Origin of the sequence: Micromonospora sp. WMMD967, from assembly GCF_029626165.1 — a bacterium.
GTDB classification, from domain to species: Bacteria; Actinomycetota; Actinomycetes; order Mycobacteriales; family Micromonosporaceae; genus Micromonospora; species Micromonospora taraxaci.
Genome location: NZ_JARUBK010000001.1, coordinates 4,833,861 through 4,858,821, shown reverse-complemented (window position 1 = coordinate 4,858,821; position 24,961 = coordinate 4,833,861). Strand labels below are relative to the sequence as shown.

Annotated in this window: 25 protein-coding genes; 11 read left to right on the top strand and 14 right to left on the bottom strand. The window is 71.0% G+C overall.

The window, feature by feature from the left end; genetic code table 11:
• Positions 1-30: 30 nt before the first annotated feature.
• Both O7631_RS21950 and O7631_RS21945 read left to right on the top strand, forming a co-directional pair.
• Positions 31-1,038, top strand: coding sequence for a cation diffusion facilitator family transporter (locus O7631_RS21950; RefSeq protein ID WP_278145952.1), 1,008 nt, complete (start codon positions 31-33; stop codon positions 1,036-1,038).
• 60 nt (positions 1,039-1,098) lie between these two features.
• Complete coding sequence (locus tag O7631_RS21945; RefSeq protein ID WP_278145951.1) at positions 1,099-2,184, top strand: DUF3866 family protein; 1,086 nt, start codon at positions 1,099-1,101, stop codon at positions 2,182-2,184.
• A 170-nt stretch (positions 2,185-2,354) separates the two neighbouring features.
• On the opposite strand, the gene O7631_RS21940 is transcribed toward O7631_RS21945, so the two are convergent.
• From O7631_RS21940 to rfbA, 4 genes are all read right to left on the bottom strand, one after another.
• Complete coding sequence (locus O7631_RS21940; RefSeq protein ID WP_088989657.1) at positions 2,355-2,546, bottom strand: hypothetical protein; 192 nt, start codon at positions 2,544-2,546, stop codon at positions 2,355-2,357.
• Positions 2,547-2,626: 80 nt separating this feature from the next.
• Positions 2,627-3,985 carry a Pup--protein ligase gene (gene pafA, locus O7631_RS21935; protein WP_088989658.1) on the bottom strand — a complete coding sequence of 453 codons (1,359 nt, stop codon included), beginning with the start codon at positions 3,983-3,985 and terminating at the stop codon, positions 2,627-2,629.
• Between the two features lie 68 nt (positions 3,986-4,053).
• Positions 4,054-4,677, bottom strand: a complete 624-nt coding sequence (rfbC, locus tag O7631_RS21930) for a dTDP-4-dehydrorhamnose 3,5-epimerase (RefSeq protein ID WP_278145950.1) — start codon at positions 4,675-4,677, stop codon at positions 4,054-4,056.
• Positions 4,674-5,564, bottom strand: a complete 891-nt coding sequence (gene rfbA / locus O7631_RS21925) for a glucose-1-phosphate thymidylyltransferase RfbA (protein WP_278145949.1) — start codon at positions 5,562-5,564, stop codon at positions 4,674-4,676. Before rfbA ends, rfbC begins: the two co-directional genes overlap by 4 nt.
• 87 nt (positions 5,565-5,651) lie before the next feature.
• Between rfbA and rfbB the strand changes: the two genes are divergently transcribed.
• Genes rfbB through O7631_RS21895 form a run of 6 tightly spaced genes read left to right on the top strand, consistent with a single transcriptional unit; the run spans position 5,652 to position 10,925 of the window.
• Positions 5,652-6,653, top strand: coding sequence for a dTDP-glucose 4,6-dehydratase (gene rfbB / locus O7631_RS21920; protein ID WP_278145948.1), 1,002 nt, complete (start codon positions 5,652-5,654; stop codon positions 6,651-6,653).
• Complete coding sequence (rfbD, locus tag O7631_RS21915; protein ID WP_278145947.1) at positions 6,650-7,537, top strand: dTDP-4-dehydrorhamnose reductase; 888 nt, start codon at positions 6,650-6,652, stop codon at positions 7,535-7,537. The genes rfbB and rfbD overlap by 4 nt, the downstream gene beginning before the upstream one ends.
• Positions 7,534-7,905, top strand: a complete 372-nt coding sequence (locus O7631_RS21910) for a DUF2304 domain-containing protein (RefSeq protein WP_278145946.1) — start codon at positions 7,534-7,536, stop codon at positions 7,903-7,905. The genes rfbD and O7631_RS21910 overlap by 4 nt, the downstream gene beginning before the upstream one ends.
• The gene (locus tag O7631_RS21905) at positions 7,898-8,599 is read left to right on the top strand and encodes a glycosyltransferase family 2 protein (protein WP_278145945.1); all 702 of its coding nucleotides are present in this window, start codon (positions 7,898-7,900) and stop codon (positions 8,597-8,599) included. Before O7631_RS21910 ends, O7631_RS21905 begins: the two co-directional genes overlap by 8 nt.
• Positions 8,596-9,900 (top strand): polysaccharide biosynthesis protein, encoded by a 1,305-nt coding sequence (locus O7631_RS21900; protein WP_278145944.1) that lies wholly within the window; start codon positions 8,596-8,598, stop codon positions 9,898-9,900. The genes O7631_RS21905 and O7631_RS21900 overlap by 4 nt, the downstream gene beginning before the upstream one ends.
• Positions 9,897-10,925: a glycosyltransferase family 2 protein gene (locus tag O7631_RS21895; protein WP_278145943.1), complete on the top strand. Its 1,029-nt coding sequence runs from the start codon at positions 9,897-9,899 to the stop codon at positions 10,923-10,925. Before O7631_RS21900 ends, O7631_RS21895 begins: the two co-directional genes overlap by 4 nt.
• Before the next feature lie 95 nt (positions 10,926-11,020).
• On the opposite strand, the gene prcA is transcribed toward O7631_RS21895, so the two are convergent.
• From prcA to arc, 7 genes are all read right to left on the bottom strand, one after another.
• Positions 11,021-11,842, bottom strand: coding sequence for a proteasome subunit alpha (prcA, locus tag O7631_RS21890; RefSeq protein ID WP_269678779.1), 822 nt, complete (start codon positions 11,840-11,842; stop codon positions 11,021-11,023).
• A gap of 61 nt (positions 11,843-11,903) precedes the next feature.
• Positions 11,904-12,743, bottom strand: a complete 840-nt coding sequence (prcB, locus tag O7631_RS21885) for a proteasome subunit beta (RefSeq protein ID WP_278145942.1) — start codon at positions 12,741-12,743, stop codon at positions 11,904-11,906.
• Complete coding sequence (locus O7631_RS21880) at positions 12,662-12,952, bottom strand: endonuclease VII domain-containing protein (RefSeq protein ID WP_278145941.1); 291 nt, start codon at positions 12,950-12,952, stop codon at positions 12,662-12,664. Before O7631_RS21880 ends, prcB begins: the two co-directional genes overlap by 82 nt.
• Before the next feature lie 386 nt (positions 12,953-13,338).
• Positions 13,339-13,554 (bottom strand): ubiquitin-like protein Pup, encoded by a 216-nt coding sequence (locus tag O7631_RS21875; RefSeq protein WP_030332902.1) that lies wholly within the window; start codon positions 13,552-13,554, stop codon positions 13,339-13,341.
• 103 nt (positions 13,555-13,657) lie between these two features.
• Positions 13,658-15,175 (bottom strand): depupylase/deamidase Dop, encoded by a 1,518-nt coding sequence (gene dop / locus O7631_RS21870; protein ID WP_347403518.1) that lies wholly within the window; start codon positions 15,173-15,175, stop codon positions 13,658-13,660.
• 274 nt (positions 15,176-15,449) lie between these two features.
• Complete coding sequence (locus O7631_RS21865) at positions 15,450-17,447, bottom strand: hypothetical protein (protein ID WP_278145940.1); 1,998 nt, start codon at positions 17,445-17,447, stop codon at positions 15,450-15,452.
• A gap of 137 nt (positions 17,448-17,584) precedes the next feature.
• Positions 17,585-19,369: a proteasome ATPase gene (gene arc, locus O7631_RS21860; RefSeq protein ID WP_269678775.1), complete on the bottom strand. Its 1,785-nt coding sequence runs from the start codon at positions 19,367-19,369 to the stop codon at positions 17,585-17,587.
• A gap of 178 nt (positions 19,370-19,547) precedes the next feature.
• On the opposite strand from arc, the gene O7631_RS21855 reads away from it, so the two are divergent.
• Positions 19,548-19,841 carry a ferredoxin gene (locus O7631_RS21855; protein ID WP_269678774.1) on the top strand — a complete coding sequence of 98 codons (294 nt, stop codon included), beginning with the start codon at positions 19,548-19,550 and terminating at the stop codon, positions 19,839-19,841.
• A 56-nt stretch (positions 19,842-19,897) separates the two neighbouring features.
• On the opposite strand, the gene O7631_RS21850 is transcribed toward O7631_RS21855, so the two are convergent.
• The 3 genes from O7631_RS21850 to O7631_RS21840 are packed head-to-tail and all read right to left on the bottom strand — an operon-like array spanning position 19,898 to position 22,660.
• Positions 19,898-20,470, bottom strand: coding sequence for a hypothetical protein (locus tag O7631_RS21850; RefSeq protein ID WP_088989673.1), 573 nt, complete (start codon positions 20,468-20,470; stop codon positions 19,898-19,900).
• Positions 20,471-20,516: 46 nt separating this feature from the next.
• Entirely contained in the window at positions 20,517-21,509 is a 993-nt protein-coding gene (locus tag O7631_RS21845) for a tRNA (adenine-N1)-methyltransferase (RefSeq protein ID WP_278145939.1), read from the bottom strand.
• Positions 21,506-22,660, bottom strand: coding sequence for a site-2 protease family protein (locus O7631_RS21840; protein WP_278145938.1), 1,155 nt, complete (start codon positions 22,658-22,660; stop codon positions 21,506-21,508). The genes O7631_RS21845 and O7631_RS21840 overlap by 4 nt, the downstream gene beginning before the upstream one ends.
• Positions 22,661-22,737: 77 nt before the next feature.
• Between O7631_RS21840 and O7631_RS21835 the strand changes: the two genes are divergently transcribed.
• Entirely contained in the window at positions 22,738-23,652 is a 915-nt protein-coding gene (locus tag O7631_RS21835; RefSeq protein ID WP_278145937.1) for a RecB family exonuclease, read from the top strand.
• 379 nt (positions 23,653-24,031) lie between these two features.
• On the top strand, positions 24,032-24,718 hold the full coding sequence (locus O7631_RS21830) for a response regulator transcription factor (RefSeq protein WP_278145936.1): 687 nt from the start codon (positions 24,032-24,034) through the stop codon (positions 24,716-24,718).
• Positions 24,719-24,961: the final 243 nt, after the last annotated feature.

Genomic DNA, 24,961 nt, shown 5'->3' with positions numbered 1-24,961 from the left:
GCCGCCGTCTCCGGTCATAGGGTGGGCCTCATGTCGCAGGCGGAGGCCAGGCCAGAGAGCGAGAGCGTCGGCACGGTGATCGTCGCGGGCGCCGCCAACCTCGCCATCGCGATCGCCAAGCTGATCGCCGGGGTGGTCTCCGGCTCGGCCGCGATGCTCTCCGAGGCCGCGCACTCGTTCGCCGACACCACCACCGAGGTGCTGCTCTACCAGGCGCTACGCCGCGGCTCCCGGCCGGCGGACCAACGGCACCCCTTCGGGTACGGCAAGGAGAGCTACGTCTGGGCGTTCTTCGCGGCCATGTTCACCTTCGTCGCCGGCGCCGGTTTCGCCGTCACCCACGGCGTCACCACGATCCTGGTGCACGAGCACAGCGGCGACTACCTCATCTCGTACATCGTGCTCGGGGTGTCGTTCGTCATCGAGTCGATCTCCCTTACCCGGGCAGTGCGCCAGGTTCGCCGTGAGTCCCAACGTTGGCAGACCACGCCCCGACGGTTCCTGCGACTGACCGCCGACACCACCGTCAAGGCCGTCTTCCTGGAGGACAGCGCGGCCCTGATCGGTCTGCTGCTGGCCGGGCTCGGCGTCGGCCTGTCGCACGCCACCGGCGACGAGCTGTGGGACGGCATCGCGTCGATCCTGATCGGGCTGCTGCTGCTGGCGGTCGCCGGGATCCTCGCCGCCAACAACCTGTCGCTGCTGGTCGGCCGGGCGGTTCCGGAGCGGCTGCGCCAGGAGATCGAGCAGGAACTGGCCGGGCTGCCCGAGGTGGAACGCATCGACACCCTCCTGACCATGCAGCTCGGCCCGGACGACATCCTGGTCGCCGCGAAGGTCGACTTCCGCGACGAGGCGACCGGCGCGGAGATCGAGGCCACCGCCGACGAGGCCGAACGGCGGCTCACCGGCCGGTACCGCGAGATCCGCTTCGTCTTCCTCGATCCCACCCGCTCGTTGCCGGGGGCCACCGGCACCGCCCGGCACACCCAGGCCACGCCGAACCCGGACGCCGGCGGCGACGCCGAACCGACCTGATCCACGCCACCAGCGCACCCGGACGCGGGCCGTCGGGCCCGCGCGGCTAGCGTGCCCGTCATGGTGCGATGGCGTACGGGGACGGTGGCGACGCTGCGACGGCAGTGGACCGGGGCGGTGGAACTCGACGTCGACCTGCCCGACGGCACACGCATGCGGGCGCTGGCCTACCCCGAGCTGGTCGGTACGCCCGAGCCCGGCGACCGGGTGCTGCTCAACGCCGGCGCACTGCTGATGGGGCTGGGCACCGGCGGGTACGCCCTGGTGGTGGCCCTGCCGGACCGGCTGCCGCCGGACCCCGCGTCGGTCGGCGACAGCCGGGATGCCGGGCACCTGGTGAAGGCCCGTTACACGCCGCTGCAACCGATCCTGCTGGGCGTGGACGAGGAGGCGTCACCGCACCGCGACGTGCTGGCCGACGCGGACGACCTGGGCGGCCTGCCGGTGGTCACCGCCGACCTGCACTCGGCGCTACCGGCGATCCTGGCCGGCATCCGGGCCGACGCCCCGCAGGCGCGGGTGGCGTACCTGCTCACCGACGGCGGGGCGCTGCCCGCCTGGTTCTCCCGCACCCTCGCCGGGCTGCGCGAGGAACTGGCCGGCACGATCACCGTCGGGCAGTCCTTCGGCGGCGACCTCGAAGCCACCACACTGCACGGCGGTCTGCTCGCCGCCCGGCACGTACTGGGCGCCGACGTGGCCATCGTGGCCCAGGGGCCCGGCAACCTGGGCACCGGCACCCGGTGGGGCTTCTCCGGCGTCGCGGTCGGTGAGGCGATCAACGCGATCGCCACGCTGGGCGGCCGGGCGGTCGGGTCGTTGCGCATCTCCGACGCCGATCCCCGACCTCGGCACCGGGGTGTGTCGCACCACAGCCTGACCGCGTACGGCCGGGTGGCGCTCGCCCCGGCGGACCTGGTGGTGCCCGAGGACCTGGATCCGGCACTCGCCGCCGAGGTGGACGCGTCGCTGGCGCCCCTGATGACCCGACACCGGATCGTCCGGGTGCCCACCGCGGGTCTCGACGCCGCGTTGCGGTCCAGCGCCGTGCCGCTGTCCACGATGGGCCGCGGTCTCGACGCCGACCACGCGTACTTCCTGGCAGCGGCCGCCGCCGGCCGCCACGCGGTAACCCAGCTCCCCTGAACCCCTACCTCCCCGCCCGGGCCGCTCCGGCTCTCACCCGCCACTCCGTCGATCATGAAGTCGTGGTGCCCGGATCCTGGCGATAGACGGCATTTCTCCGCCACCACAACTCCATGATCGACGCAGGGTCGAGCGGGGTAGGGCGGCACCCGGGGGGTGGGGGGAGGGGGTTAGGCCAGGAAGATCAGGGCTAGCCAGCCGCCCACGATGAGGGCCAGGGCCAGGGCCAGCACCCACGTCGGCACGGTGTACTCACCGCGCCGGTTACGGTCGATCTCGGCGCGGATCTTCTCCCGCCGGCGTTCGACCCAGTTCTGCCGCTCGCCGCGTTCGGAGCGGTCGGAAGGTCCAGAAGTCGTCATGGCGCGCTCAGCTTAACCGCACGGTGCGCCGGGGCGACCGGCCCCGTCGGCTCACGCCGCCGCCGGGGCCGGCACACCGGTCACATGCTCGCGATCAGCCGCTCCACCCGCTCGTCGTACGCCCGGAACGGGTCCTTGCAGAGCACTGTGCGTTGCGCCTGGTCGTTGAGCTTCAGGTGCACCCAGTCGACGGTGAAGTCGCGGCGCTTCTCCTGCGCGTGCCGGATGAACTCGCCGCGCAACCGGGCCCGCGTGGTCTGCGGCGGGGTCTCCTTCGCCTCGAAGATCTCCGGGTCGGTGGCCACCCGATCGACCTCGCCGCGGCGCTCCAACAACCCGTAGAGGCCACGCCCGCGACGCACGTCGTGGTAGGCCAGATCCATCTGTGCCACCCGGGGGTGCGACAACGGCAGGTCGTGCTTGCGCTGGTAGCGCTCGATCAGCCGCAGCTTGCTGACCCAGTCGATCTCCCGGGAGACCGGTTCGAGGTCACCGGTCTCCACCGCGTTGAGCACCCGACCCCACAGCTCGACGACCCGCTTGGCGGCCTGGTCGCCACCCCGGCGCTCGACGAACTCGGTGGCCTTGGCCAGGTATTCCTGCTGGATGTCCAGGGCGCTGACCTCCTTGCCGTTGGCCAGTCGCACCTTGCGCCGGCCGGTGATGTCGTGCGACACCTCCCGGATCGCCCGGATCGGGTTCTCCAGGGACAGGTCGCGCATCACCACCCCGGCCTCGATCATCCGCAGCACGATGTCGGCGGTGCCGACCTTGAGCAGCGTGGTGACCTCGTTCATGTTGGAGTCACCGACGATCACGTGCAGCCGCCGGTAGCGCTCGGCGTCGGCATGCGGCTCGTCGCGGGTGTTGATGATCGGTCGGCTGCGGGTGGTCGCCGAGGAGACACCCTCCCAGATGTGCTCGGCCCGCTGCGACAGGCAGTAGACCGCGCCGCGCGGGGTCTGCAGGACCTTGCCGGCCCCACAGATCAACTGCCTGGTGACCAGGAACGGGATGAGCACGTCGGCGAGCCGGCCGAACTCGCCGTGTCGGGAGACCAGGTAGTTCTCGTGGCAGCCGTACGAGTTGCCGGCCGAGTCGGTGTTGTTCTTGAACAGGTAGATCTCACCCGCGATGCCCTCGTCGTGCAGTCGCTTCTCCGCGTCGACAAGCAGGCCCTCCAGGATCCGCTCGCCGGCCCGGTCGTGGGCGACCAGGTCGGTCACCGAGTCGCACTCCGGTGTCGCGTACTCCGGGTGCGACCCGACGTCCAAGTAGAGACGGGCCCCGTTACGCAGGAAGACGTTGCTCGACCGACCCCAGGAAACCACGCGCCGGAACAGATAGCGCGCGACCTCGTCCGGGGACAGCCGCCGCTGCCCGCGATAGGTGCAGGTGACGCCGTACTCGGTCTCGAGGCCGAAGATTCGCCGCTCCATGGTGTGACATTAGCCGCCCGGAGGCCCGGTTCGTCACTGTCACACCACAGGTCGTGCTCCGGGCGCGGTCACATACCGGTTGAGTGCGACATTCCGTCCGGCCCGAGGCTCGCCACGAACCGCCGGCAGGTGTCGTACTCCGGCAGCAGACCTTGCTCGCGGGCCTGGGCGAGGGTCGGCGCCGCCTCGTCGCGCGCGGACAGCAGCGGGACGTCGGCGGGCCACTCGATGCCCAACTCCTCGTCCAGCGGGTGCACCGCGTGCTCACCGGTCGGGTTGTAGGTGGTCGAGCAGAGGTAGCTCAGCGTCGCGTCGTCGGTCAGCGCGCAGAAGCCGTGCCCCAACCCTTCGCTGAGGTAGACCGCACGGCGGTCGGTGTCGTCCAGCCGGACGCCCTCCCAACGGCCGAAGGTCGGCGAACCGACCCGCAGGTCCACGATCACGTCGAGGACCGCTCCGCGCACGCAGGTGACGTACTTCGCCTGCCCGGGCGGGACGTCGGCGAAGTGGATGCCGCGCACCACGCCTCGCGCCGAGACCGACATGTTGGCCTGGGCCAACCGCAGGGGGTGCCCGACCGCCTCTGCGAGCTTGTCGAAGCGGTACCACTCCATGAACATGCCCCGCGGGTCGCCGTGCTGCTGGGGACTGATCTCCCAGGCGCCCTCGATGCTCAGCTCCCGGATCTTCACCACGCGCCCCCGTGCTGGCCGTTCGGCTCGGCCAGCAGGCCGAGCAGGTAGTCACCGTAACCACTCTTGGTCAACGGCGTGGCGAGCGCCCGCAGCTGGTCGTCGTCGATGAGGCCGGCCCGCCAGGCCACCTCCTCGACGCAGCCGATCTTCAGCCCCTGCCGCTCCTCGACGACCCGGACGAACTCGGCCGCCTGCATCATCGAGGTGAACGTGCCGGTGTCCAGCCAGGCGGTCCCGCGGTCCAGGACGGTCACCGACAGCTCGCCGGTCTCCCGGTACACCTCGTTGACCGCCGTGATCTCCAGCTCGCCGCGGGCGCTCGGGGTCAGCTTGCGGGCGATGTCCACGACCCGGTTGTCGTAGAAGTACAGGCCGGGAACCGCGTAGCGGGACTTCGGCCGGGCCGGCTTCTCCTCGATCGAGAGCACCCGACCGGTGTCGTCGAAGTCGACCACGCCGTACTCCTGCGGGTTGGCCACCTGGTAGGCGAAGACCCGCCCGCCGACCGGGTCGCCGTGCGCGGCGAGCTGCCGGCCCAGGCCGACACCGTGGAAGATGTTGTCGCCGAGGACCAGCGCCACCGACTCGTCGCCGATGAAGTCGGCACCGAGGATGAACGCCTGCGCGATGCCCTCCGGGCGCTCCTGGGCAGCGTACTCCAGTCGCAGCCCGAACTGGCTGCCGTCGCCGAGCAACCGGCGGAACTGGTCCTGGTCGTCCGGAGTCGTGATCACCAGGATCTCCCGGACCCCGGACATCACCAGGGTGGAGAGAGGGTAATAGACCATCGGCTTGTCGAAGACCGGCATCAGCTGCTTCGAGACCGCCCGGGTGATCGGCCAGAGCCGGGAGCCGGTGCCGCCAGCAAGTAGGATTCCACGCACCGGAAGAGCCTAGCGGCACAAACGCCGAACGCGCGGGGGGGTCATGCCCCACCCGCAGCACCTGACTTCGCGTAGACTCCCCGACCCGTGAGGATCCTCGTCACCGGCGGAGCCGGATTCATCGGGTCGGAATACGTTCGCCTGTTGCTGGGCAAGCCCCTCGGCAGTGCCGACGGCGTGCCGCCACTGGAGCCGACGGTCGTGACCGTGCTCGACAAACTGACCTACTCGGGCAACCTGGCCAACCTCGACCCCGTCCGCGACGACCCGCGGCTGCGGTTCGTCCAAGGCGACATCTGCGACCCGGTCGTGGTCGACGACGTCGTCGCCGACCACGACGTGATCGTGCACTTCGCCGCCGAATCACACGTCGACCGCTCCATCGCCGGCGCCGCGCCGTTCGTCACCACCAACGTGCTGGGCACCCAGACCCTCCTCGACGCCGCGCTGCGCCACCACACCAGCCGCTTCGTGCACGTCTCCACCGACGAGGTCTACGGCTCCATCGACGAGGGCTCCTGGACCGAAACCTGGCCCCTGGCCCCGAACTCCCCCTACTCCGCCTCCAAGGCCGGCTCCGACCTGCTCGCCCTGGCCTACCACCGCACCCACGGCATGGACGTCGTCGTCACCCGCTGCTCCAACAACTACGGCCCCTACCAATACCCCGAGAAGGTCATCCCGCTGTTCGTCAGCAACCTCCTCGACGGCGCCACCGTCCCCCTCTACGGCGACGGCGGCAACATCCGCGACTGGCTACACGTCCACGACCACTGCCGCGGCATCGCCCTGGTCCAACAGAAAGGCCGCCCCGGCGAGGTCTACAACATCGGCGGCGGCACCGAACTGACCAACAAAGAACTCACCGGCCGCCTCCTGGACGCCTGCGGCGCCGGCTGGGACCGCGTCGTGCCCGTCACCGACCGCAAGGGCCACGACCGCCGCTACTCCCTCGACATCACCAAAATCCACCAGGAACTCGGCTACAGCCCCAGCATCACCCTCGACCAAGGCCTCGCCGACACCGTCGCCTGGTACCGCGACAACCGCGCCTGGTGGGAACCGTTGAAGGCGGCCCCGACCGCATGAGCCGGATTCTCGTCACGGGTGCCGGCGGCATGCTCGGGCGCGACCTGGTCGCCGTTCTGGCGGCCCGGCCCGACCTCAAGGTGACCGCCGCCACCCGCGCCGACCTCGACATCACCGACCCCGCCGCCGCCCGCCACGCGGTGACCGGCCACGACGTCGTGATCAACGCGGCGGCCTGGACCAACGTCGACGGCGCCGAGACCAACGAGGCCGCGGCGACCGCCGTCAACGGCGGGGGCGTGGCCAACCTGGCCGCGGCGTGCGCCGCCGACGGGATTCGGCTGATCCAGGTCTCCACCGACTACGTCCTCGCGGGCAACGCGGACACCCCCTACCCGGAGGACGCCCCCACCGCGCCGGTCAACGCCTACGGACGCGGCAAGCTGGTCGGCGAGGAGGCCGTCGCGCGACTGCTGCCCGACACCGGGTACGTCGTGCGCACCGCCTGGCTCTACGGCGCGCACGGCCCGAACTTCGTGGCCACCATGCTCCGGCTCGCCACCCAGCACGAACACCTCGACGTGGTCGACGACCAACACGGCCAGCCCACCTGGTCGTACACGCTCGCCGAGCGGTTGGTCGCGCTGGCCGACGCGGCGCTGGCCGGAAAGGCGACGCCGGGCGTCTACCACGGCACCTGCGCCGGGCAGACGACGTGGTATGGGCTGGCCCGCGCCGCGTTCACGCTGGCCGGGCTGGATCCGGACCGGATCCGACCCACCACCAGTGACCGGTATCCGCGTCCCGCCACCCGGCCTGCGTACAGTGTGCTAGGGCACAGCCGCTGGGCGGCCGCGGGTCTGCCGCCGCTTCCCGACTGGCACAGCGCCCTGGTTGACGCGTTCCACTCCCCCGCTCCACCCGCCCCGTGGAAGGTCGCATGAAGCTCACCCTCGTCACCGGCCTGACCGGCCTGCTGCTCCTCGGCACCATCGTCGAGCTGCTGCGCCGCCGTCAGCTACGCGAGAAGTACGGCATGCTCTGGCTCGCCGTTCTGGTTGTCGTGATCCCGCTGTCCCTGTTCCCCCGGCTGCTCGACAACGTCGCTGAGCTCCTCGGCGTCGCCTCCGGTGTCAGCCTGGTGCTCTTCCTTGGCATCGTCTTCCTGCTGCTCGTGTGCGTGCACCTGAGCTGGGAGGTCAGCGCCCTCGAAGAAGAGACCCGCACCCTGGCCGAAGACTTCGCCCTGCTCCGCGCACAGTTCGACGCGGACCGGGCAGCCCGAGACGAACTGGTGTCCACCGATGGTTAACGGCAAGCGCACCTTGATCATCATCCCGGCTCTCAACGAGTCGGGCTCCATCGCCGACGTCGTCGGCGAGGTCCGCGGCGAACTGCCCGGCGTCGACGTCCTCGTCGTCGACGACGGCTCCACCGACCGCACCGCGGCCGTCGCCGTGGCCGCCGGCGCCCGCGTCGCCAAACTGCCGTACAACCTCGGCGTCGGCGGTGCCATGCGCCTCGGTTACCGCTACGCCCGCGACAACGACTACGACGTCGCGATCCAGATCGACGCCGATGGTCAGCACGACCCGCGGTACGTCCCGAAGCTCGTCGACCTGCTCGACGACAACGACCTGGTCATCGGCGCCCGGTTCGCCGGCGAGGGCGACTACAACGTCCGCGGCCCCCGCCGCTGGGCGATGGTGATGCTCTCCGCCGTGCTGTCCAAGGTCGCCCGCACCAAACTCACCGACACCACCTCCGGGTTCCGGGCCGCCAACCGGCGGGTCATCGAGATGTTCGCCGGCTGGTACCCGGCCGAGTACCTCGGTGACACGGTGGAGACCCTGGTGCACACCGCCCGACGCGGATACCGCATCCAGCAGGTGCCCGTCGCCATGCGCAAGCGGATGGCCGGCACGCCCAGCCATTCCCCCGCCCGGGCGATGATCTACCTCGGTCGCGCATTCGCCGTCCTCACGCTGGCGCTCATTCGCCGGTGATCAGTCGCCTGCTACGCCTGATCCCGCCCGGCACCATCGCTGTTGGTGCCGGGCTGGGTCTTCTTGGCCTCGCCTCCTACGTCCACCTCGCCGTCGCCGGCCACAGCCTCAGCGGGGCCGACTACAACCGTCTGTCGGTGCTCTGGTCGATCGTGTTCACCCTCGGCATCGGCATCTTCATGCCGATCGAGCAGGAGGTCGCCCGAGTCGTCGCCGCACGGCACAGCCAGGGGCTCCCCCCCGGGCCGGTGCTCGCCCGGGGCGTCACCGTCGCCGCCGCGATGCTCGCCGTGCTGGTGCTGGCCGTCACCGCCGGCCGCCAACTCCTCGCCGACCACCTCTTCCACGGCGACGGCACCATGGTCACCGTGCTCGTCGGCGCGCTCGCCGCGATGGCCGTCGCCTACACCACCCGCGGCGTCCTCTCCGGCCTGCAGCTCTTTCCCTGGTACGGCACCCAACTCGGCATCGACGGCGGGCTGCGCATCGTCATGGTCGCCCTGCTCGGGTTGGCCGGCGTGACCTCCGCCATCTGGTACGGCGTCGTGCTCGTCGTCGCCCCGCTGGCCAGCGTGCTGCTCACCCTTCCGCCAGTGCTGCGCGCCATCGGCGGTGGTCCACCGGTCGCCTGGGCCACCCTCCTGCGCGGCCTCGGGCTGCTCACCGCGTCCAGCCTGCTCTCCCAGGTCGTGGTGAACGTCGGCGTGATCAACCTGCAGTTGCTCGCCCCGTCCGACACCGCGGCCGCCGGCGCGTTGCTCTCCGCTCTCGTGCTGGTCCGCATCCCTCTGTTCGTCTTCGGTTCGATGCAGGCCTCACTGCTGCCCGGCCTGGCCACGACCGCCACCACCGGCGACCAGGCCGGCTTCTACGGCCTGCTGCGCCGGGCGGTGGGCATCGTCACCGCGCTCGGCCTCACCGGGGCCGTCGGTGCCGTGCTGCTCGGCCCGTGGCTGGTCGGCGTGCTTTTCGACGCCCCCGGCGTCCTCGGCCACGGCGACTTCGCCTGGCTGGCCGCCGCCACGCTCGCCTATCTCTGGGCGATGGTGCTCGGCCAGGCCCTCCTCGCCCTCGACCGGCACCGCGCCCAGGCCCTCGCCTGGACCGTCGGCGTCGCCGCCCTGATCATCGTCACGCTGCTCCCGGCCCCGGTGATCCTCCGGGTCGAGCTTGCCTACACCATCGGCTCCGTCATCGTGGCCGCCACCATGGCGGTGCTGCTACGCGGCGGCATTCGCCGACCCCCCACCCGGCCCTTCACCGACGCCGCCACCCCCGCCGTATCCGGAGGCATCCGATGACCCGCCCACAGGTGACCGCGGTCATGCTCGCCTACGGCGCCGAGCCGTACCTGGTCGACGCCGCCCAAGCCATCCTGGCCAGCACCGACATCGACATCGACCTGGTCGTCGTCGACAACGGCTGCACCGGCGACGGCATCGACATCGTCAAGGGCTTCCCGCAGGTGCGGGTCGTCCGCCCCGAACAGAACACCGGCTACTCCGGCGGCTGCCGGGTCGGCGCCGCCGAGGCCACCGGTGACTGGCTCGCCTTCGTCAACTCCGATGCCATCGTCGCCCCGGACGCCCTCGCCAAGACCGTAGCCGTCGCCGCCGAACCGGGCGTCGGCGCCGCGATGGCCTCCATCCGGCTCGCCGACACCCCCGAGTTGATCAACACCTCCGGCAACCCGCTGCACTTCACCGGGCTGTCCTGGGCAGGCGGCAACGGCGAACCCGCCACCGCCCACGCCGTACGCACCAGCGTGCCCTCGCTCAGCGGCTGCTGCTTCGTGATCAGCCGCCAGCGGTGGCAGGAGCTCGACGGCTTCGCCGCCGAATACTTCGCCTACCACGAAGACACCGAACTCAGCCTGCGGCTCTGGCAACGCGGCCTGCGGCTGGAGTACGTCCCGGACGCCGTGGTACGCCACCACTACGAGTTCTCCCGCAACGACCTGAAGCTCTACCTGGTGGAACGCAACCGGCTGGTCACCCTGCTCACCGCGTACCAGACCCGGACGCTGGTGGTGCTCGCACCGATGCTGCTGCTCACCGAGGCCGCCATGCTCGCCGCCGCGCTGGCCGGAGGCTGGACCAAGCAGAAGACCCGCGGCTGGGGTTGGTTGTGGCGCAACCGATCCTGGGTCGGCGCGCGCCGCCGCCAACTCCAGACCGAACGCACCGTGCCCGACGGAGTGATCGCCGAGCTGATGACCGCCCGGGTCGCCCCTTCGAACGTCGACTCGCCCCCCGGCATGGGCATCTTCAACGCGGTCGCCGCCGGCTACTGGGCCCTCGCCCGACCGTTGCTCCAGCGCCGCTGACCCGACCGGCGCGCGGACAGCGCCGCCGACGTGGACAGACGACACAGAAGCGCCGGGACCGTTTCGCGGTCCCGGCGCTTCTGCATGGCACACGATCAGCTGTCGGCCTGCCCCGGACGATCCTCCAGATCGGCCGAACCCGCCGAACTGGTCGGCTTACCCGCCTCGGCGGTCGGCACGGTGGGTGTGTCCCGCTCGTCGGTCGCCGCCGGCGCCTCCTTGCCGTCCAACAGTGCGGTCAGCGCGGCCCCGGTGATCCGCCGGAACGTCCGACCGACCCGCTGACGGTCCAGCACCGCCACCTCGAGCTGGTTCGCGGCGATCGTCCGCGCCGCACCACCCTCGCCGCCGGCGCTGCCCAGCGCCTGCACCGCGACCTTCACCGCCTCACCGAGGGACATGTCCGCCCGGTGATTCGCCTTCAGCACACCGGTGATGGCCTCGGCCTGGCCGCCCATCGCCATCCGCCCCGGCTCGTCGTTGACGGAGCCGTCGTACGTGAGCCGGTACAACTCGTCGTCGTCGGCCGTGGCCCCGACCTCCGCCACGCAGATCTCCACCTCGAACGGCTTCGACTGCTCGGTGAAGATCGCGCCCAGGGTCTGCGCGAACGCGTTGGCCAACGCCCTCCCGGTCACGTCCCGGCGGTCGTAGCTCAACCCGTTCAGGTCGGCCATCCGCACACCGGCCCGACGCAGGTTCTCAAACTCGTTGTAACGGCCGACAGCGGCGAAGCCGATCCGGTCGTAGATCTCACTGACCTTGTGCAGGGCGCTGGAGAGGTTCTCCGCGACGAAGAGCACCCCGCCGGAGTAGCTCAGGACCACCGCGCTGCGCCCCCGGGCGATGCCCTTTCGGGCCAGCTCGGAACGGTCGCGCATGATCTGTTCGGGCGAGGCGTAGAACTGCATTGCCACGGCGGCGGTTCTCCTTACGGCGCTGTGCTGACGACTGCTGGCTGGTGGGGGTGGACGGGGCTCAACCGCCCGGGTTCTCCATCCGACCGGAGACCACGCTCTCGGCGATCGCCGCCGTCTCGGCGTCGGTGAGCCGGTAGGTGCCCTCGGCGGTCGCGGTCATCACCACCGGGTAGATCCGCCGGGTCAGGTCCGGGCCGCCCGTCGCGGTGTCGTCGTCGGCCGCGTCGTAGAGGGCCTCGACGGCGAGCCGGGTCGCGTCGGCCACCGACAGGCCGGCCCGGAACCGCTTCTTCAACGCGGACTTGGCGAACAGCGAGCCGGAGCCGATCGCGTCGTAGCCGGTCTCCTCGTACGGGCCACCGGTGACGTCGAAGCTGAAGATCCGACCGGCCCGCGCCGGGTCGGCGGCGGCCAGGTCGAAGCCGGCGAAGAGCGGCACCACGGCGAGCCCCTGCATGGCCGCGCCCAGGTTGCCCCGGATCATCGAGGCCAACCGATTGGCCTTACCGTCCAGCGAGAGCATCGCGCCCTCGATCTTCTCGTAGTGCTCCAGCTCGACCTGGAACAGCCGCATCAGCTCGATCCCGATGCCCGCGGTGCCCGCGATGCCGACCAGCGAGTACGCGTCGGCCGGATGCACCTTCTCGATGTCGCGCTGGGCGATCAGGTTGCCCATGGTCGCCCGCCGGTCGCCGGCCATCACCACACCCTCGGCGGCCGTGATGGCCACGATGGTGGTCGCGTGCGGCGCCAGGTCGGCGGCCATGCCCGGCGGCAGCGCTCGCCGACCGGGCAGCATCTCGGGGGCCACCCGACTCAGGAACGTCGTGAAGGAGGACGTCCCCGCGTTGGTGAACACATCTGGTAGACGCCCGGATGGATCAAAGCCCGCTGCCACGTGGTTCCTCTCAGGTACGTGATCGCCCTGGCCAGCCTCGTGGGACTGTCACGGAACTGGCCAAGACCACCGTTGCAGTTGAAGCAGAGTATCCCGCGCACCCATCCGGTGCGATGATCGTGGTCCAGATGTTGTGGGTCCGCGCCCCGACAGATCGCGCAGACCCCGCCCTGCTCGGCCAGGAGCTCCTGAAACTCCTTCTCGCCCACGCGTACCGCCGTTGCAGGTGGTACTCGCGGTTACCCCCGTACAGCCGTTGCGCCGTCTCCTTGCCGCGGGCATTGTGGCGGGGCTTGCAGTAACTGTGCCGACCACTGGCCCTGGTGGTGTTGGTGGGGAAATCGTCCAGCGGCTTGATCTGTTCGCAGTCCGGACACCACTTGAGACTCTCACCCACCGGCCTGGGTGACTCTTTCTGCGCAGCGATGCCCCGCTTCCGTCGACTCGCCGCCGAACGCTCGTTGGCGCACGTTTTACAGTAGAAGGCAAGACCGTCCACCCGTCGCCGATCACGGTGAAACTCCGTGTGAGACAGCATCCTCTTGCACTGTGGGCACGCCTTGCCCGACGGGTCATTCAAATCGGACATTTACCCCTATTGGCCGCCTTTCTGGACGTAACCCCTCACGAATTCCTCTGCGTTCTCTTCGAGGACGGAGTCGATCTCGTCGAGGAGGTCGTCGACGTCCTCGGTGATCTCGGCGTGCCGCTCGGCCACCTCGGGGTTGGCCTCGGTGGTGACGTCCTCGATTTCCTCGCCCTGACGGGACTTGCCGGACTGCGACTGCCCGCCGCTGTCATGAGTGGCCACAGCTGCCTCCTCCACGATCGTCTGCGATGAACTTACCTCGCGCGGGCGACGAAAAGCCCGCCGCGCGCCGGCTTACGGCACACGGTGGGCGGCAAATCTCGAATCAGCCCCCGGTCAACGTCTCCAGCAGGTCCTTGGCGCTGGCGCACCGGTCGAACAGCGCGCCCACGTGTGCCCGCGTGCCCCGCTCCGGCTCCATCATCGGCACCCGGACCAACGACTCCCGGCCCACGTCGAAGATCACCGAGTCCCAGCTCGCGGCGACCACCTCGGAGGCGTACTGGGCCAGGCAGCGGCCGCGGAAGTAGGCCCGGGTGTCTTCCGGGGGCTCGGTCATGGCGGTGCGGGTCTCGTCGTCGGTGAGTAGCGTCTTCATCGCTCCCCGGCTGACCAGGCGGTGGTAGAGGCCCTTCTCCGGTCGGACGTCGGAATATTGCAGGTCGACCAGTTGGAGCTTGTGCGAGCCCCAACCGAGCTTCTCCCGCTCCCGGTAGCCCTCCAGCAGCCGCAGCTTGGCCACCCAGTCCAACTCGTCGGCGCAGAGCATGGGGTCGCGTCCCAGCCGGTCCAGGACGCTCTCCCAGCGGTCGAGCACGTCGATGGTCTGCTCGTCGGCGTCGGTGCCGTACCGGTCGTCGACAAAGGACCGGACCCGCTCCAGATAGGCCCACTGGAGGTCGAGGGCGGTGAGCCGACGGCCGTCGCGCAGGCGCATGCGGTGCGTCAGGGTGGGGTCGTGGCTGACCGCGCGCAGCTCGCTGACCGGGTCGGCGATGCCGAGGTCAGCCCCGAGCGCCTTCTCCTCGATCATGGTGAGGATCAGCGCGGTGGTGCCGACCTTCAGGTAGGTGGAGATCTCGGAGAGGTTGGCATCGCCGATGATGACGTGCAGCCGACGGTATTTGTCGGCGTCGGAGTGCGGCTCGTCGCGGGTGTTGATGATCGGACGCTTGAGGGTGGTCTCCAGGCCGACCTCGACCTCGAAGAAGTCGGCGCGCTGGGAGATCTGGAACCCGCTCTGGCCGCCGTCCTGACCGATGCCGACGCGCCCGGCGCCGCAGACGATCTGCCGGGTGACGAAGAAGGGCGTCAGGTACGCCACGATGTCGGCGAACGGCGTCTGGCGGCGCATCAGGTAGTTTTCGTGGGCGCCGTAGCTGGCGCCCTTGTTGTCGGTGTTGTTCTTGTAGAGGTGGATCGGCTGGCTGCCGGGGATGGTGGCGGCGCGGCGGGACGCCTCGGCCATCACCCGCTCACCGGCCTTGTCCCACCGCACCACGTCTCGGGGTGTGGTGACCTCGGGGGTGGAGTATTCGGGGTGCGCGTGGTCGACGTAGAGCCGGGCGCCGTTGGTGAGTATCACGTTGGCCAGGCCGAGATCCTCGTCGGCGAGCGCCTCGGCGGGGTCGTAGGCGGCACCCGAGTAGGTGAAGCCTCTCGCGTCGCGCAACGGCGACTCTTCCTCGTAGTCCCACCGGGCACGCCCGCCCCGGTTGAGTTCGGGGCGAGCCCCATAGGCGTTGACCACCTGCGATGAGGTGACCATCGGGTTGGCTCCGGCCTGACCGGGCACGGAGATGCCGTATTCGACCTCGGTGCCCATGATCCGACGTACCGTCATGCGACCACTCGCTTCGCTCGCCCACGGAGCCGGCGTGCCCGCCGCTCACACCATCGAGACTAGTCTGCGCGATGGCGCGCCGCGCGACCCTGTGGGTCGGCGCGGCGCGGCTGGGGCGTGTGTCAAAGTCCTCGGTCGAGCCGAGGCGGAGTCCAAGCGGCGGTCCGGCAAGCGGAGATGGGCGTGGATACCGGTGTGGTATCCACGCCCATCGCCAACGCCGCCGGCCGTCGTCTGGCGCGCCGCAGGCCGGCCAGGGGCCCGGACAGACGTCCTAGGGCTTGAGCGGTACCACGGTGAGGCCGTCGCGCAGGGCCGGGTCGGCGGTGAGCGCGCCGTCGATGGCCTTCTGGGCGGCCGGGTCGGCGACGATGAGGCGCAGCGGACGGGGTACGCGGCGCAGGATCTCGGCGGTCCGGGCGGGCTCGTCGTAGATCCGGAAGTAGATGCCGGGTTCGGTCTGGCCGCTGGTCCCCTGCATGGCGGACAGGAAGATCGACTCCCGGTAGCCCTGCAGGCCCTGCTTGTCGAGGACCAGGGTGACGGTGCCGGGGATCGCCGGGTAGTTCCGGTAGGCGATGTTGGTGACCGACGCGGTGCGGGAGACCGCCCGCACGTCCCGGCCGGCCCAGTCCTTGGCCCAGGTGCCGTTGCCGCCGTTGCGGTGGAAGTAGCCGCCGGTCCAGCCGATCAGGCCGGTGCCGGCCAGCAGCGCGAGCGTGACGAGGGCCGCGGTGCCGACGGCGGGAATGGCGCCGGCGACGGGGCGGCGGCGCGGTTCACCGTCGGTGCTCGGGTCGGGTGGCACCGGGAGCAGTCGGGCGAGCGCGGCCGCGCCGATGGTGAGCACGACGATGACCAGGTGCGCGGTCTTGCCGAAGTAGTAGGCGGGCTGGGTGCCGTTGGCGATGTTGACGGCAGCCATGCTGGCGGAGAAGAACAGCGCGACGGCCAGGGCCACGAGGTAGCGCCGCCAGGTGGTGTCGGCGAGGTTGGTCCGGACCAGGACGGCGGCGAGGACGAGCGCGCCGAGCCCGAGCATGGTGTTGTAGGTCTCGACCGGTGGTGTGCCGCCGGGGGCGGCGAGCGCCTCGCTCTGGCCGGCGACGAGGACGCCGATCACGGCGACCAGCGGGGCCAGGGCGGCGGTGAGGACGGCGACGACGGCGACGGTGCCGGGGCGGGTACGCAGTCGGCGCCGGTCGGCGATCAACCAGCAGAGCACCATGGCGCCGGTCGGGAAGAGGAAGAGGTAGTAGCTGAAGCCGATGCCGATCAGCAGCGCCCCGACGAGGATGAGTTGTTCGCGGAGCCGGTGCAGGGGGCGGACGACGAGGGCGACGAGGACCACGGCGAGGCTGAGCCCGAACGCCTCGCTGGGGTAGCCGGCGACCAGCAGCCGGGGCAGTTCGGCGCCGAGGACGAGCGCTGTCACACCGATGATGAGGACGAGTCGGCGCAGCGGGTGCAGGGGGCCGGCGACGTGCTGGGCGGCCCAGACCAGCGTGAGCACCAGGAGCCCGAAGGTGGCGAGGCACCAGAGCACGTAGTGGTCCATGAGTCGCGCCCCGGTGGGCGGATCGCCGGCGCTGCGCAGGAAGCCGTCGAGCAGCGCGCTGGTGAAGTGCCAGCCCTGCGGGTAGTGCACGAGGCCGGAGAAGATCTGCTCGCGGGCGGCGTCGGGGTCGACGAAGAGGTAGCCGCCGAGGCGGCCGATCACGTCGAACAGTGCCGGGTGGCGGCCGTTGTCCTCGCCGACCATCGCGAGGCTGAGTCGTTGACCGAAGGTGTCGGCCCGCAGGTAGGGGGTGGCGAGGTAGCCGGCGGCGAGGGCTGCTGCGGCGAGGGAGACCAGGTCGGACCAGCCGGGGCGGGGCAGTCGGGGGGCGCGCCGGGACAGCACGGCGGCCACCGTCAGCACGGTGAACGCCAGGCCGGTGACCGGGACCGGGTGCAGGCCCCAGGGCCAGACGCTGAAGAGAAGGCCGACGGCGCAGGTGAGGCCGCCGAGCAGGGCCAGGGCGAGCATGATCCGGTCGAGCAGGGCCCGGCCGGAGCGCAGCAGACTGGCCGTTGCGAGCAGGACGATCGGGGGCAGCAGCCACGCGGCGTGGACGGCGGTCGCGGCGACGGGGACGAGCCAACTGGCGAGCACCGCACCGAGGATCAGGCCGATGCCGGGGCGTCGGGCGGGCGGCGTGGTGGTTACCGGTTCCGGATCTTCCGTGCGGCCTTGCACTGCTGGTAGTTGCGCGGTGATGTCGGCACGCACGGTTGTCCTCGTTCGGTAGATCGGCGAAGTCGCCGCAGTCTAGCCGTAAGGGGTGTCGGCGAGGGCGCCGCCGGTCGGGTGGTGGCGGGCACGGACAGCGGCGGCACCGGACGGGATCCGGTGCCGCCGCTGGACGGTCAGAGGTACTGGCCGGTGTTGCTGGCGGTCTCGATGGACCGACCGGCCTCGGTGCCCTTGCCACCGGAGACGAGCGTGCGGATGTAGACGATCCGCTCGCCCTTCTTGCCGGAGATGCGGGCCCAGTCGTCGGGGTTGGTGGTGTTGGGGAGGTCCTCGTTCTCGCGGAACTCGTCGACGCAGGCGTCGAGCAGGTGCTGCAGTCGCAGCCCCTTGCGACCGGAGGTGAGGAACTCCTTGATGGCCATCTTCTTGCTCCGGTCGACGATGTTCTGGATCATCGCGCCGGAGTTGAAGTCCTTGAAGTAGAGGACTTCCTTGTCACCGTTGGCGTAGGTGACCTCAAGGAAGCGGTTCTCCTCGGTTTCGGAGTACATCCGCAGCACCACCGCGTCGATCATGGCCGCGACGGTGGCCTGGGGGTCGGCCCCGTGCTCGGTCAGGTCGTCCGGGTGCAGCGGCAGCCCGGAGAGGATGTACTTCGAGAAGATGTCCTTGGCCGCTTCGGCGTCCGGTCGCTCGATCTTGATCTTCACGTCGAGCCGACCGGGGCGCAGGATCGCCGGGTCGATCATGTCTTCCCGGTTGGAGGCGCCGATGACGATGACGTTCTCCAGGCCCTCCACGCCGTCGATCTCGCTGAGCAGCTGCGGGACGATGGTGTTCTCCACGTCGGAGGAGACACCGGAGCCGCGGGTCCGGAAGATCGAGTCCATCTCGTCGAAGAACACGATCACCGGCGTGCCCTCGCCGGCCTTCTCCCGTGCCCGCTGGAAGATCAGCCGGATGTGCCGCTCGGTCTCGCCGACGTACTTGTTGAGCAGCTCGGGGCCCTTGATGTTGAGGAAGAAGCTGGTGTGCTTCTCCTTGCCCTGCCGCTCGGCGATCTTCTTGGCCAACGAGTTGGCCACCGCCTTGGCGATGAGCGTCTTGCCACAGCCGGGCGGGCCGTACAGCAGGATGCCCTTGGGCGGGCGGAGCTGGTGCTCACGGAACAGGTCCGCGTGCAGGAACGGCAACTCCACCGCGTCGCGGATCTGCTCGATCTGCGACTGGAGGCCACCGATGTCGCCGTAGTCGACGTCGGGCACCTCCTCCAGGACCAGCTCCTCGACCTCGCTCTTCGGGATCCGCTCGTACGCGTACGCCGAGCGGGGCTCGATCATGAGCGAGTCGCCGGCTCGGATCGCCGAACCGATGAGGGTCTCGGCGAGGTGCACGATGCGTTCCTCGTCGGAGTGGGAGACCACCAGCGCCCGGTCACCCGGCCCGCCGTTTGGCCCCTCCAGGATCTCCTTGAGCATCACGACCTCACCGACCCGCTCATAGCCGAACGCGTCGACGATGTTGAGCGCGTCGTTGAGCAGGACCTCCTGGCCACGGCGCAGGTCGCCCACCTCCAGTGAGGGCGAGACCGCGACCCGTAGCTTGCGGCCGCCGGTGAAGACGTCCACCGTGCCGTCGTCGTGCTTGGCGAGGAAGACGCCGTAACCACTCGGCGGTTGCGCGAGGCGGTCGATCTCCTCCTTGAGCGTGACGATCTGCGTGCGAGCCTCCTTGAGGGTGCTCACCAGCCGGTCGTTGTTCTCGGTCAGCCGCGCCAACTGTGCCTGGGTGGCCGCCAGCCGCTCTTCGAGCTGCCGGACGTGTCGGGGGCTTTCGGTCAACTTACGCCGCACCAGAGCGAGTTCCTCCTGAAGGAACGCGACCTGCGTGGAGAGATCGTGGGCTTCCTTCTCCCACCGTGCGGCGCGCGAGTCCGCGTCGTCGCTGCGTGCTGCCACGTCCCACCTCCCCGGGGGGCTTGAACGTTCTGCCCTAACACTAGCCGCTATGAGGCCGATTCGGTCCCACGCAACACCCTCGTCACCGAACCTTGATCGCCAAGGGTGGCCTGACGGGCCGTTACCGGCGTTCGGGTACCGTCGGAGCGTAGGACGGGAGAACATGGGGGGTGCACTCGTGGCCGAGGTCGCGACCGATCAGCTGCAGGTCTGGGTGGACCAGGATCTCTGCACAGGCGACGGTCTCTGCGTGCAGTACGCGCCGGAGGTCTTCGAGTTCGACGTCGACGGCCTGGCGTACGTCAAGCGCGCCGACGGTGAACTGCTGTTGGCGCCGGGCAGCCGGGTCGACGTGCCCGCCCACCTGCGGCTCGAAGTGATCGACTCCGCGAAGGAGTGCCCGGGCGACTGCATCCACGTGGTGCGCGGCGACGGTGTCGAGGTCGCCGGCCCGGACGCCGAGGACGACTGACCGACCACACCGGCCGGGCCGCGCGGGCCCGGCCGGGGCCCCGAAAGGGGTACGCCTCAGAGCATCGGACGGCCGACCACCGAGGCGACCAGCCGCGCGAATTCCTCCAACCGGGCGATCTGCCCGGCACCGCCGTCGTCGAGGGTCTTGCCGAAGCGCAGCGCGTCGTGTCGTGGCGTGCCGGCCATCTCCTCGCTCGGCGGCGCCTCGTCGAGTGAGGTCAGCAGCAGGTAGACGTCGATGCTGTCGACCCGGATCTCGCCGCTGTCGGACCGGTTGAGCCGCCGTCGACAGCCGACCTCGGTGATGGTGGAGACCGGCACCACCCGCAGCGACGACGTCATCGAGCCCGGCGGACCCTCCTCCGGCGGCACGTCCTCGCCGTGCCAGAGGATCAGCCGGCTGCCGTCACAGACGACGACCTCCTGCCACACGCCGTTGACCTCGTTGACGAAGCGTTCCAGCGTGAAGCCGAGCACCGACGCGCCACGCAGCACACCGCCGAGCGCCTCCAGGGCGACGTCCGGGTCGCGCAGGTAGGCGCGGGCCGCGGACTCGAGGTCCTGGTAGGGCGACCAGTCGGGAAAGACCGCGGGGAGGTCACCGCCGCCGTAGCCCGGTCGGCTCATGCCGGCGCCTCCCCCTGCTCGCCGCTGCCGACGCCCAGCTTTCTGGTCACGGCCTGTCCATCTCCCCCGAACCGTCGGGAAGCGCGCCGGCCGCCTGGGCGGCCGCGGCCTGCCGGGCCGCCTCCGCCGCGCGCAGATCCTGGCGGCGCTGGGCGTACGCCTCGGTGCCCTTGCTGGGCTTGCGGCGGCGCGGCGGCGCCGTCACCCCCGGGGCCAGCTTGCGCGCGGACACCAGGAACGCGGTGTGCGCGATCATCCGGTGGTCCGGACGGACGGCGAGGCCCTCGGCGTGCCAGTCGCGCACCAGCGACTCCCAGGCCCGCGGCTCGGTCCAGCCGCCGCGCTCGCGCAACGCCTCGACCAGCTCGGAGAGCTGCGGTGTGGTGGCGACGTAGCCGATGAACACCCCGCCGGGCACCAACGCCCGCTCCACCATGTCGAGGGTCTCCCAGGGGGTCAGCATGTCCAGGATGATCCGGTCGAACCCGGTCTCCTGGCACTGCGCGACGTCACCGACGTGCAGGTGCCACGACGGGTGCGGTCCGTTGAAGAAGGCTTCGACGTTGCGCTTGGCGATCTGGGCGAAGTCGTCGCGCACCTCGAACGAGTGCAGTTCGCCCTCGGTGCCGACGGCGCGCAGCAGGGAGCAGCTCAGCGCGCCGGAGCCGGCGCCGGCTTCGAGGACCTTCGCGCCGGGGAAGATGTCGCCCATCGCGACGATCTGGGCGGAGTCCTTCGGGTAGATGACCTGGGCGCCGCGCGGCATGGACAGCACGTAGTCGGACAGGAGCGGCCGCAGGGCCAGGAAGGCGGTGCCGCCACCGGCGGTGGTCACCACGCTGCCGTCGGGCAGCCCGATCAGCGTGTCGTGCGCCAGGATGCCGCGGTGGGTGTGGAACTCCTTGCCCGGCTCCAGCGTCACGGTGTGCATCCGCCCCTTGGGGTCGGTCAGCTGGACCCGGTCGCCGGGCCGGAAGGGCCCTCGGTGCACGGGTGTCAGCGCCGGGGTGGCCGGGACGGTGGAGGGAGTTGCGGTCACTGTGTCATCTTCCGGTTGGGTTCGAGGAGCTGCGCGAGGTCCGCGATGTACAGAATGCCGACGACATCTTCGCCTGACGTCACCACGTACTGCGCGCCCGGGTGGGTCTGTACGGCCTCCATCACCCGCTCGCCGTCCCAGCCGAGCGTCAGGGTGGGGATCGTGCCCAGCGGTCGGGCGACGGCGTCGACCGCCAGCCACGGCCGGCGCTCGACCGGCACCGCCTCGGCGGCGACCGGGTCGACCAGGGCCGCCGGCCGGCCCGCCGAGTCGGTGACCAGCAGGGCGGCGTGGGGTTGCCCCCCGTCGGCGCGTCGGCGCTGCGCCTCGGCCAGCGGCGTGCCGGTGGTCACCGGCCAGACCGGACGGGCCAGCCGGGACAGGTCGATGAGGGGGAACCGGCGGCTGACCCGGGCGGCCCGGATCGACTGCCCGGCGCCGCGCCAGAGGGTGACGGCGACCAGCAGCATCAGCGGCAACGCCAGGGGCGCGAGGTAGTCGGCGACGGTGAGCACCACAACCACGATCGTGGTGCCGACGGCGACGACGCGCCCCGCCCAGCCGGCGACCTCGGTGCCGAGGTGGCGGTCGCGGGTCAGCCCCCACACCGCGGCGCGCAGCGCCCGGCCGCCGTCGAGCGGCAGCCCGGGCAGGCTGTTGAACAGCGCGACGATGACGTTGCTGACCGCGAGCTGGAAGGCGAGCTGGTGGACCACGGTCCCCGGTGGCAGGGCGAGGGTGGCCGCGACCGCGAGGACGCCGAGCACCGCGGAGACCGCCGGGCCGGCCAGTGACACCAGCAGGTCGACGCGGGGTGACGGGGCGTCCCGGTCCATCTCGGTGTAGCCGCCGAGCAGTTCCAGGGTGATCCCGCGCACACCGATGCCGTAGCGACGGGCGGTGAGGGCGTGCCCCAGCTCGTGCAGCAGCACCGAGCCGAGCAGGGACACCACGAAGCCAAAGCCGATCAGATAGCCGCTGATCTGCGGCAGGTCCAGCTGACGGGCGGCGAACTCGGCGTACAGGACGGCGATGATCACCGCGAGCAGGACCATGGAGCCGTTGAGGTGCAGCGGCACCCCGAACACCCGGCCGACGTTGAGGCCGAGCCGGCGGTCGGGTCGGCGTGGTGGCCGGGTTCGTCGCTCCATCGGCACGATGCTACGGACCGTCGCTGTGCGGGGCGGGCGGCGGTAGGTGTCATACCGGTGCCCTAACCTTTGCGGACATGACGGCGGAACCGGTCACCACCACCCAGCCCTCCTCCCCGGCGCAGGCGCCGCCGACGGTGCGGGCCTCGCTGTCGCCGTCGCGGGCGGCGGATTTCAAGACCTGCCCGTTGCTCTACCGGTTCCGCAGCATCGACCGGCTGCCCGAGCGCACCACCATGGAGCAGGCCCGGGGCACGTTGGTGCACGCGGTGCTGGAGCGGCTGTTCGACCTGCCCGCGCAGGGGCGCACGCCGGCTGCGGCCGGCGATCTGGTGGCCCCCCAGTGGGATCGGCTGGTCACCGAGCAGCCGGAGCTGGCCGAGCTGTTCGAGGGGGCGGAGCCGACCGACCCGGCGGAGTTCCTCCGCTCGGCCGCCGGGCTGCTGGAGGGTTACTTCGCGGTGGAGGACCCGACCCGGCTGGAGCCGGCCGAGCGGGAGAGCCTGATCTCGGCGGTGGTCGACGAGGAGCTGCTCATCCGGGGCTACCTGGACCGGCTCGACGTCGCGCCGGACGGGGCACTGCGAGTGGTCGACTACAAGACCGGCGGCGCGCCACGGGAGGCGTTCGAGGCGCGGGCGCTGTTCCAGCTGAAGTTCTACGCCCTCGTGCTGTGGCGCACCCGGGGGGTGGTGCCCCGGGTGCTGCGGCTGCTCTACCTGCGCGACGCCGAGGTGCTGGACTACACGCCGGACGCCGACGAGCTGGTCCGCTTCGAGCGCACCGTCGTCGCCCTGTGGCGGGCGATCGAGCAGGCGACCGCCCGGCAGGATTTCCGCCCCCGGCCGAGTCGGCTCTGCGACTGGTGCAGCCACCAGTCCCTGTGTCCCACCTTCGGCGGCACCCCGCCGCCGTTCCCGGTCGCGGCGGCGACCGCCGACCCGCTGCGCGACTCCCGGTCCGCTCCGGTGGCGCCCGGCGCCGACGAGTGACCGCCCGCACCGCGGCGCGCTGACGTCAGCGGCGCGAACCGCCCCGGGCCGCCGCCCCGGACCGCCGCGGACCGCCGCCGTCCGGGACCGCCGCGGACCGCCGCCGTCCCGGACCGCCGCCGGCTCGCGGGCCAGTCGCCGCCGCGCACACCGCACCCCGGCCGCCGCGCGGGCCGGTCGACGGCGGGTGGGCGTCCTCCCACCGGCATGGTGGTCCCCGACACGACGCTGCTCTCCCCCGCGCCGACCCGACATCGGCGGTGCCGCTGCGATCGGGACAACGCGACGGGCCGCGCTCTACGGTGATCCGCGACGCACCGGCCGGTGTACGCGAGGATGACCGGTGCGGCAGCACGACGTCGGCGGGACAGGAGACGTGATGACCGATCGGGTGGCCCCGGCGCGGCCGGTGCGCATCCTGCTCGCCGACGACCAGCCGCTGCTGCGTACCGGGTTCCGGATGGTGCTGGGCGCCGAGGGCGACCTGGACGTGGTGGCGGAGGCCGGGGACGGCGTGGAGGCGGTGGAGTTGTCCCGCCGGCTGCTACCCGACGTGGTCCTGATGGACATCCGGATGCCGCGGATGGACGGGGTGGCCGCGACCCGGGCGATCGTCGACGCGCGCCTGCCGGTGCGGGTGCTGGTGTTGACCACCTTCGACCTGGACGAGTACGTGGTGGGCGCGTTGCGCGCGGGCGCCAGCGGGTTCCTGGCCAAGGACGTGCCGGCCGAAGAGTTGATCTCGGCGATCCGCACCATCGCGGGCGGCGACGCGGTGGTGGCGCCCCGGATCCTGCGGCGGCTGCTGGACCGGTTCGCCGCACTGCTGCCCGACCCGGCGGCGACGCCCGCGGCAGCCCTCGACGCGCTCACCGACCGGGAACGTGAGGTGCTGGTGCAGGTCGCGCGAGGGCTGTCCAACGCCGAGATCGCCGCGGTGCTGTCGGTCAGCGAGACCACCATCAAGACCCACGTCGGGCACGTGCTGACCAAGCTGCGCCTGCGCGACCGGGTGCAGGCGGTGGTGCTGGCGTACGAGTCGGGTCTGGTCCGCCCCCGGGCGTAGCTCCACCGGCCCGGGTACCTCACCCGGCGTACACGAAGATCCCTCCATGGGGGGACGGCCGGCGTTGCCGCCGTCACCTACCGTGACCGGAGACGGTCTGGCGAGGTTGACCCTCCTGTGACGTGAGGGGGCAGGGTCGGAAACACGCACGACCGACCATCGGGTCAGGGGCAACCCTGATGCGGCATCGGGGTGCACCCGCATTGGGAAATCCGCACCGGGTCAACCCGTGGGCGGACGGTA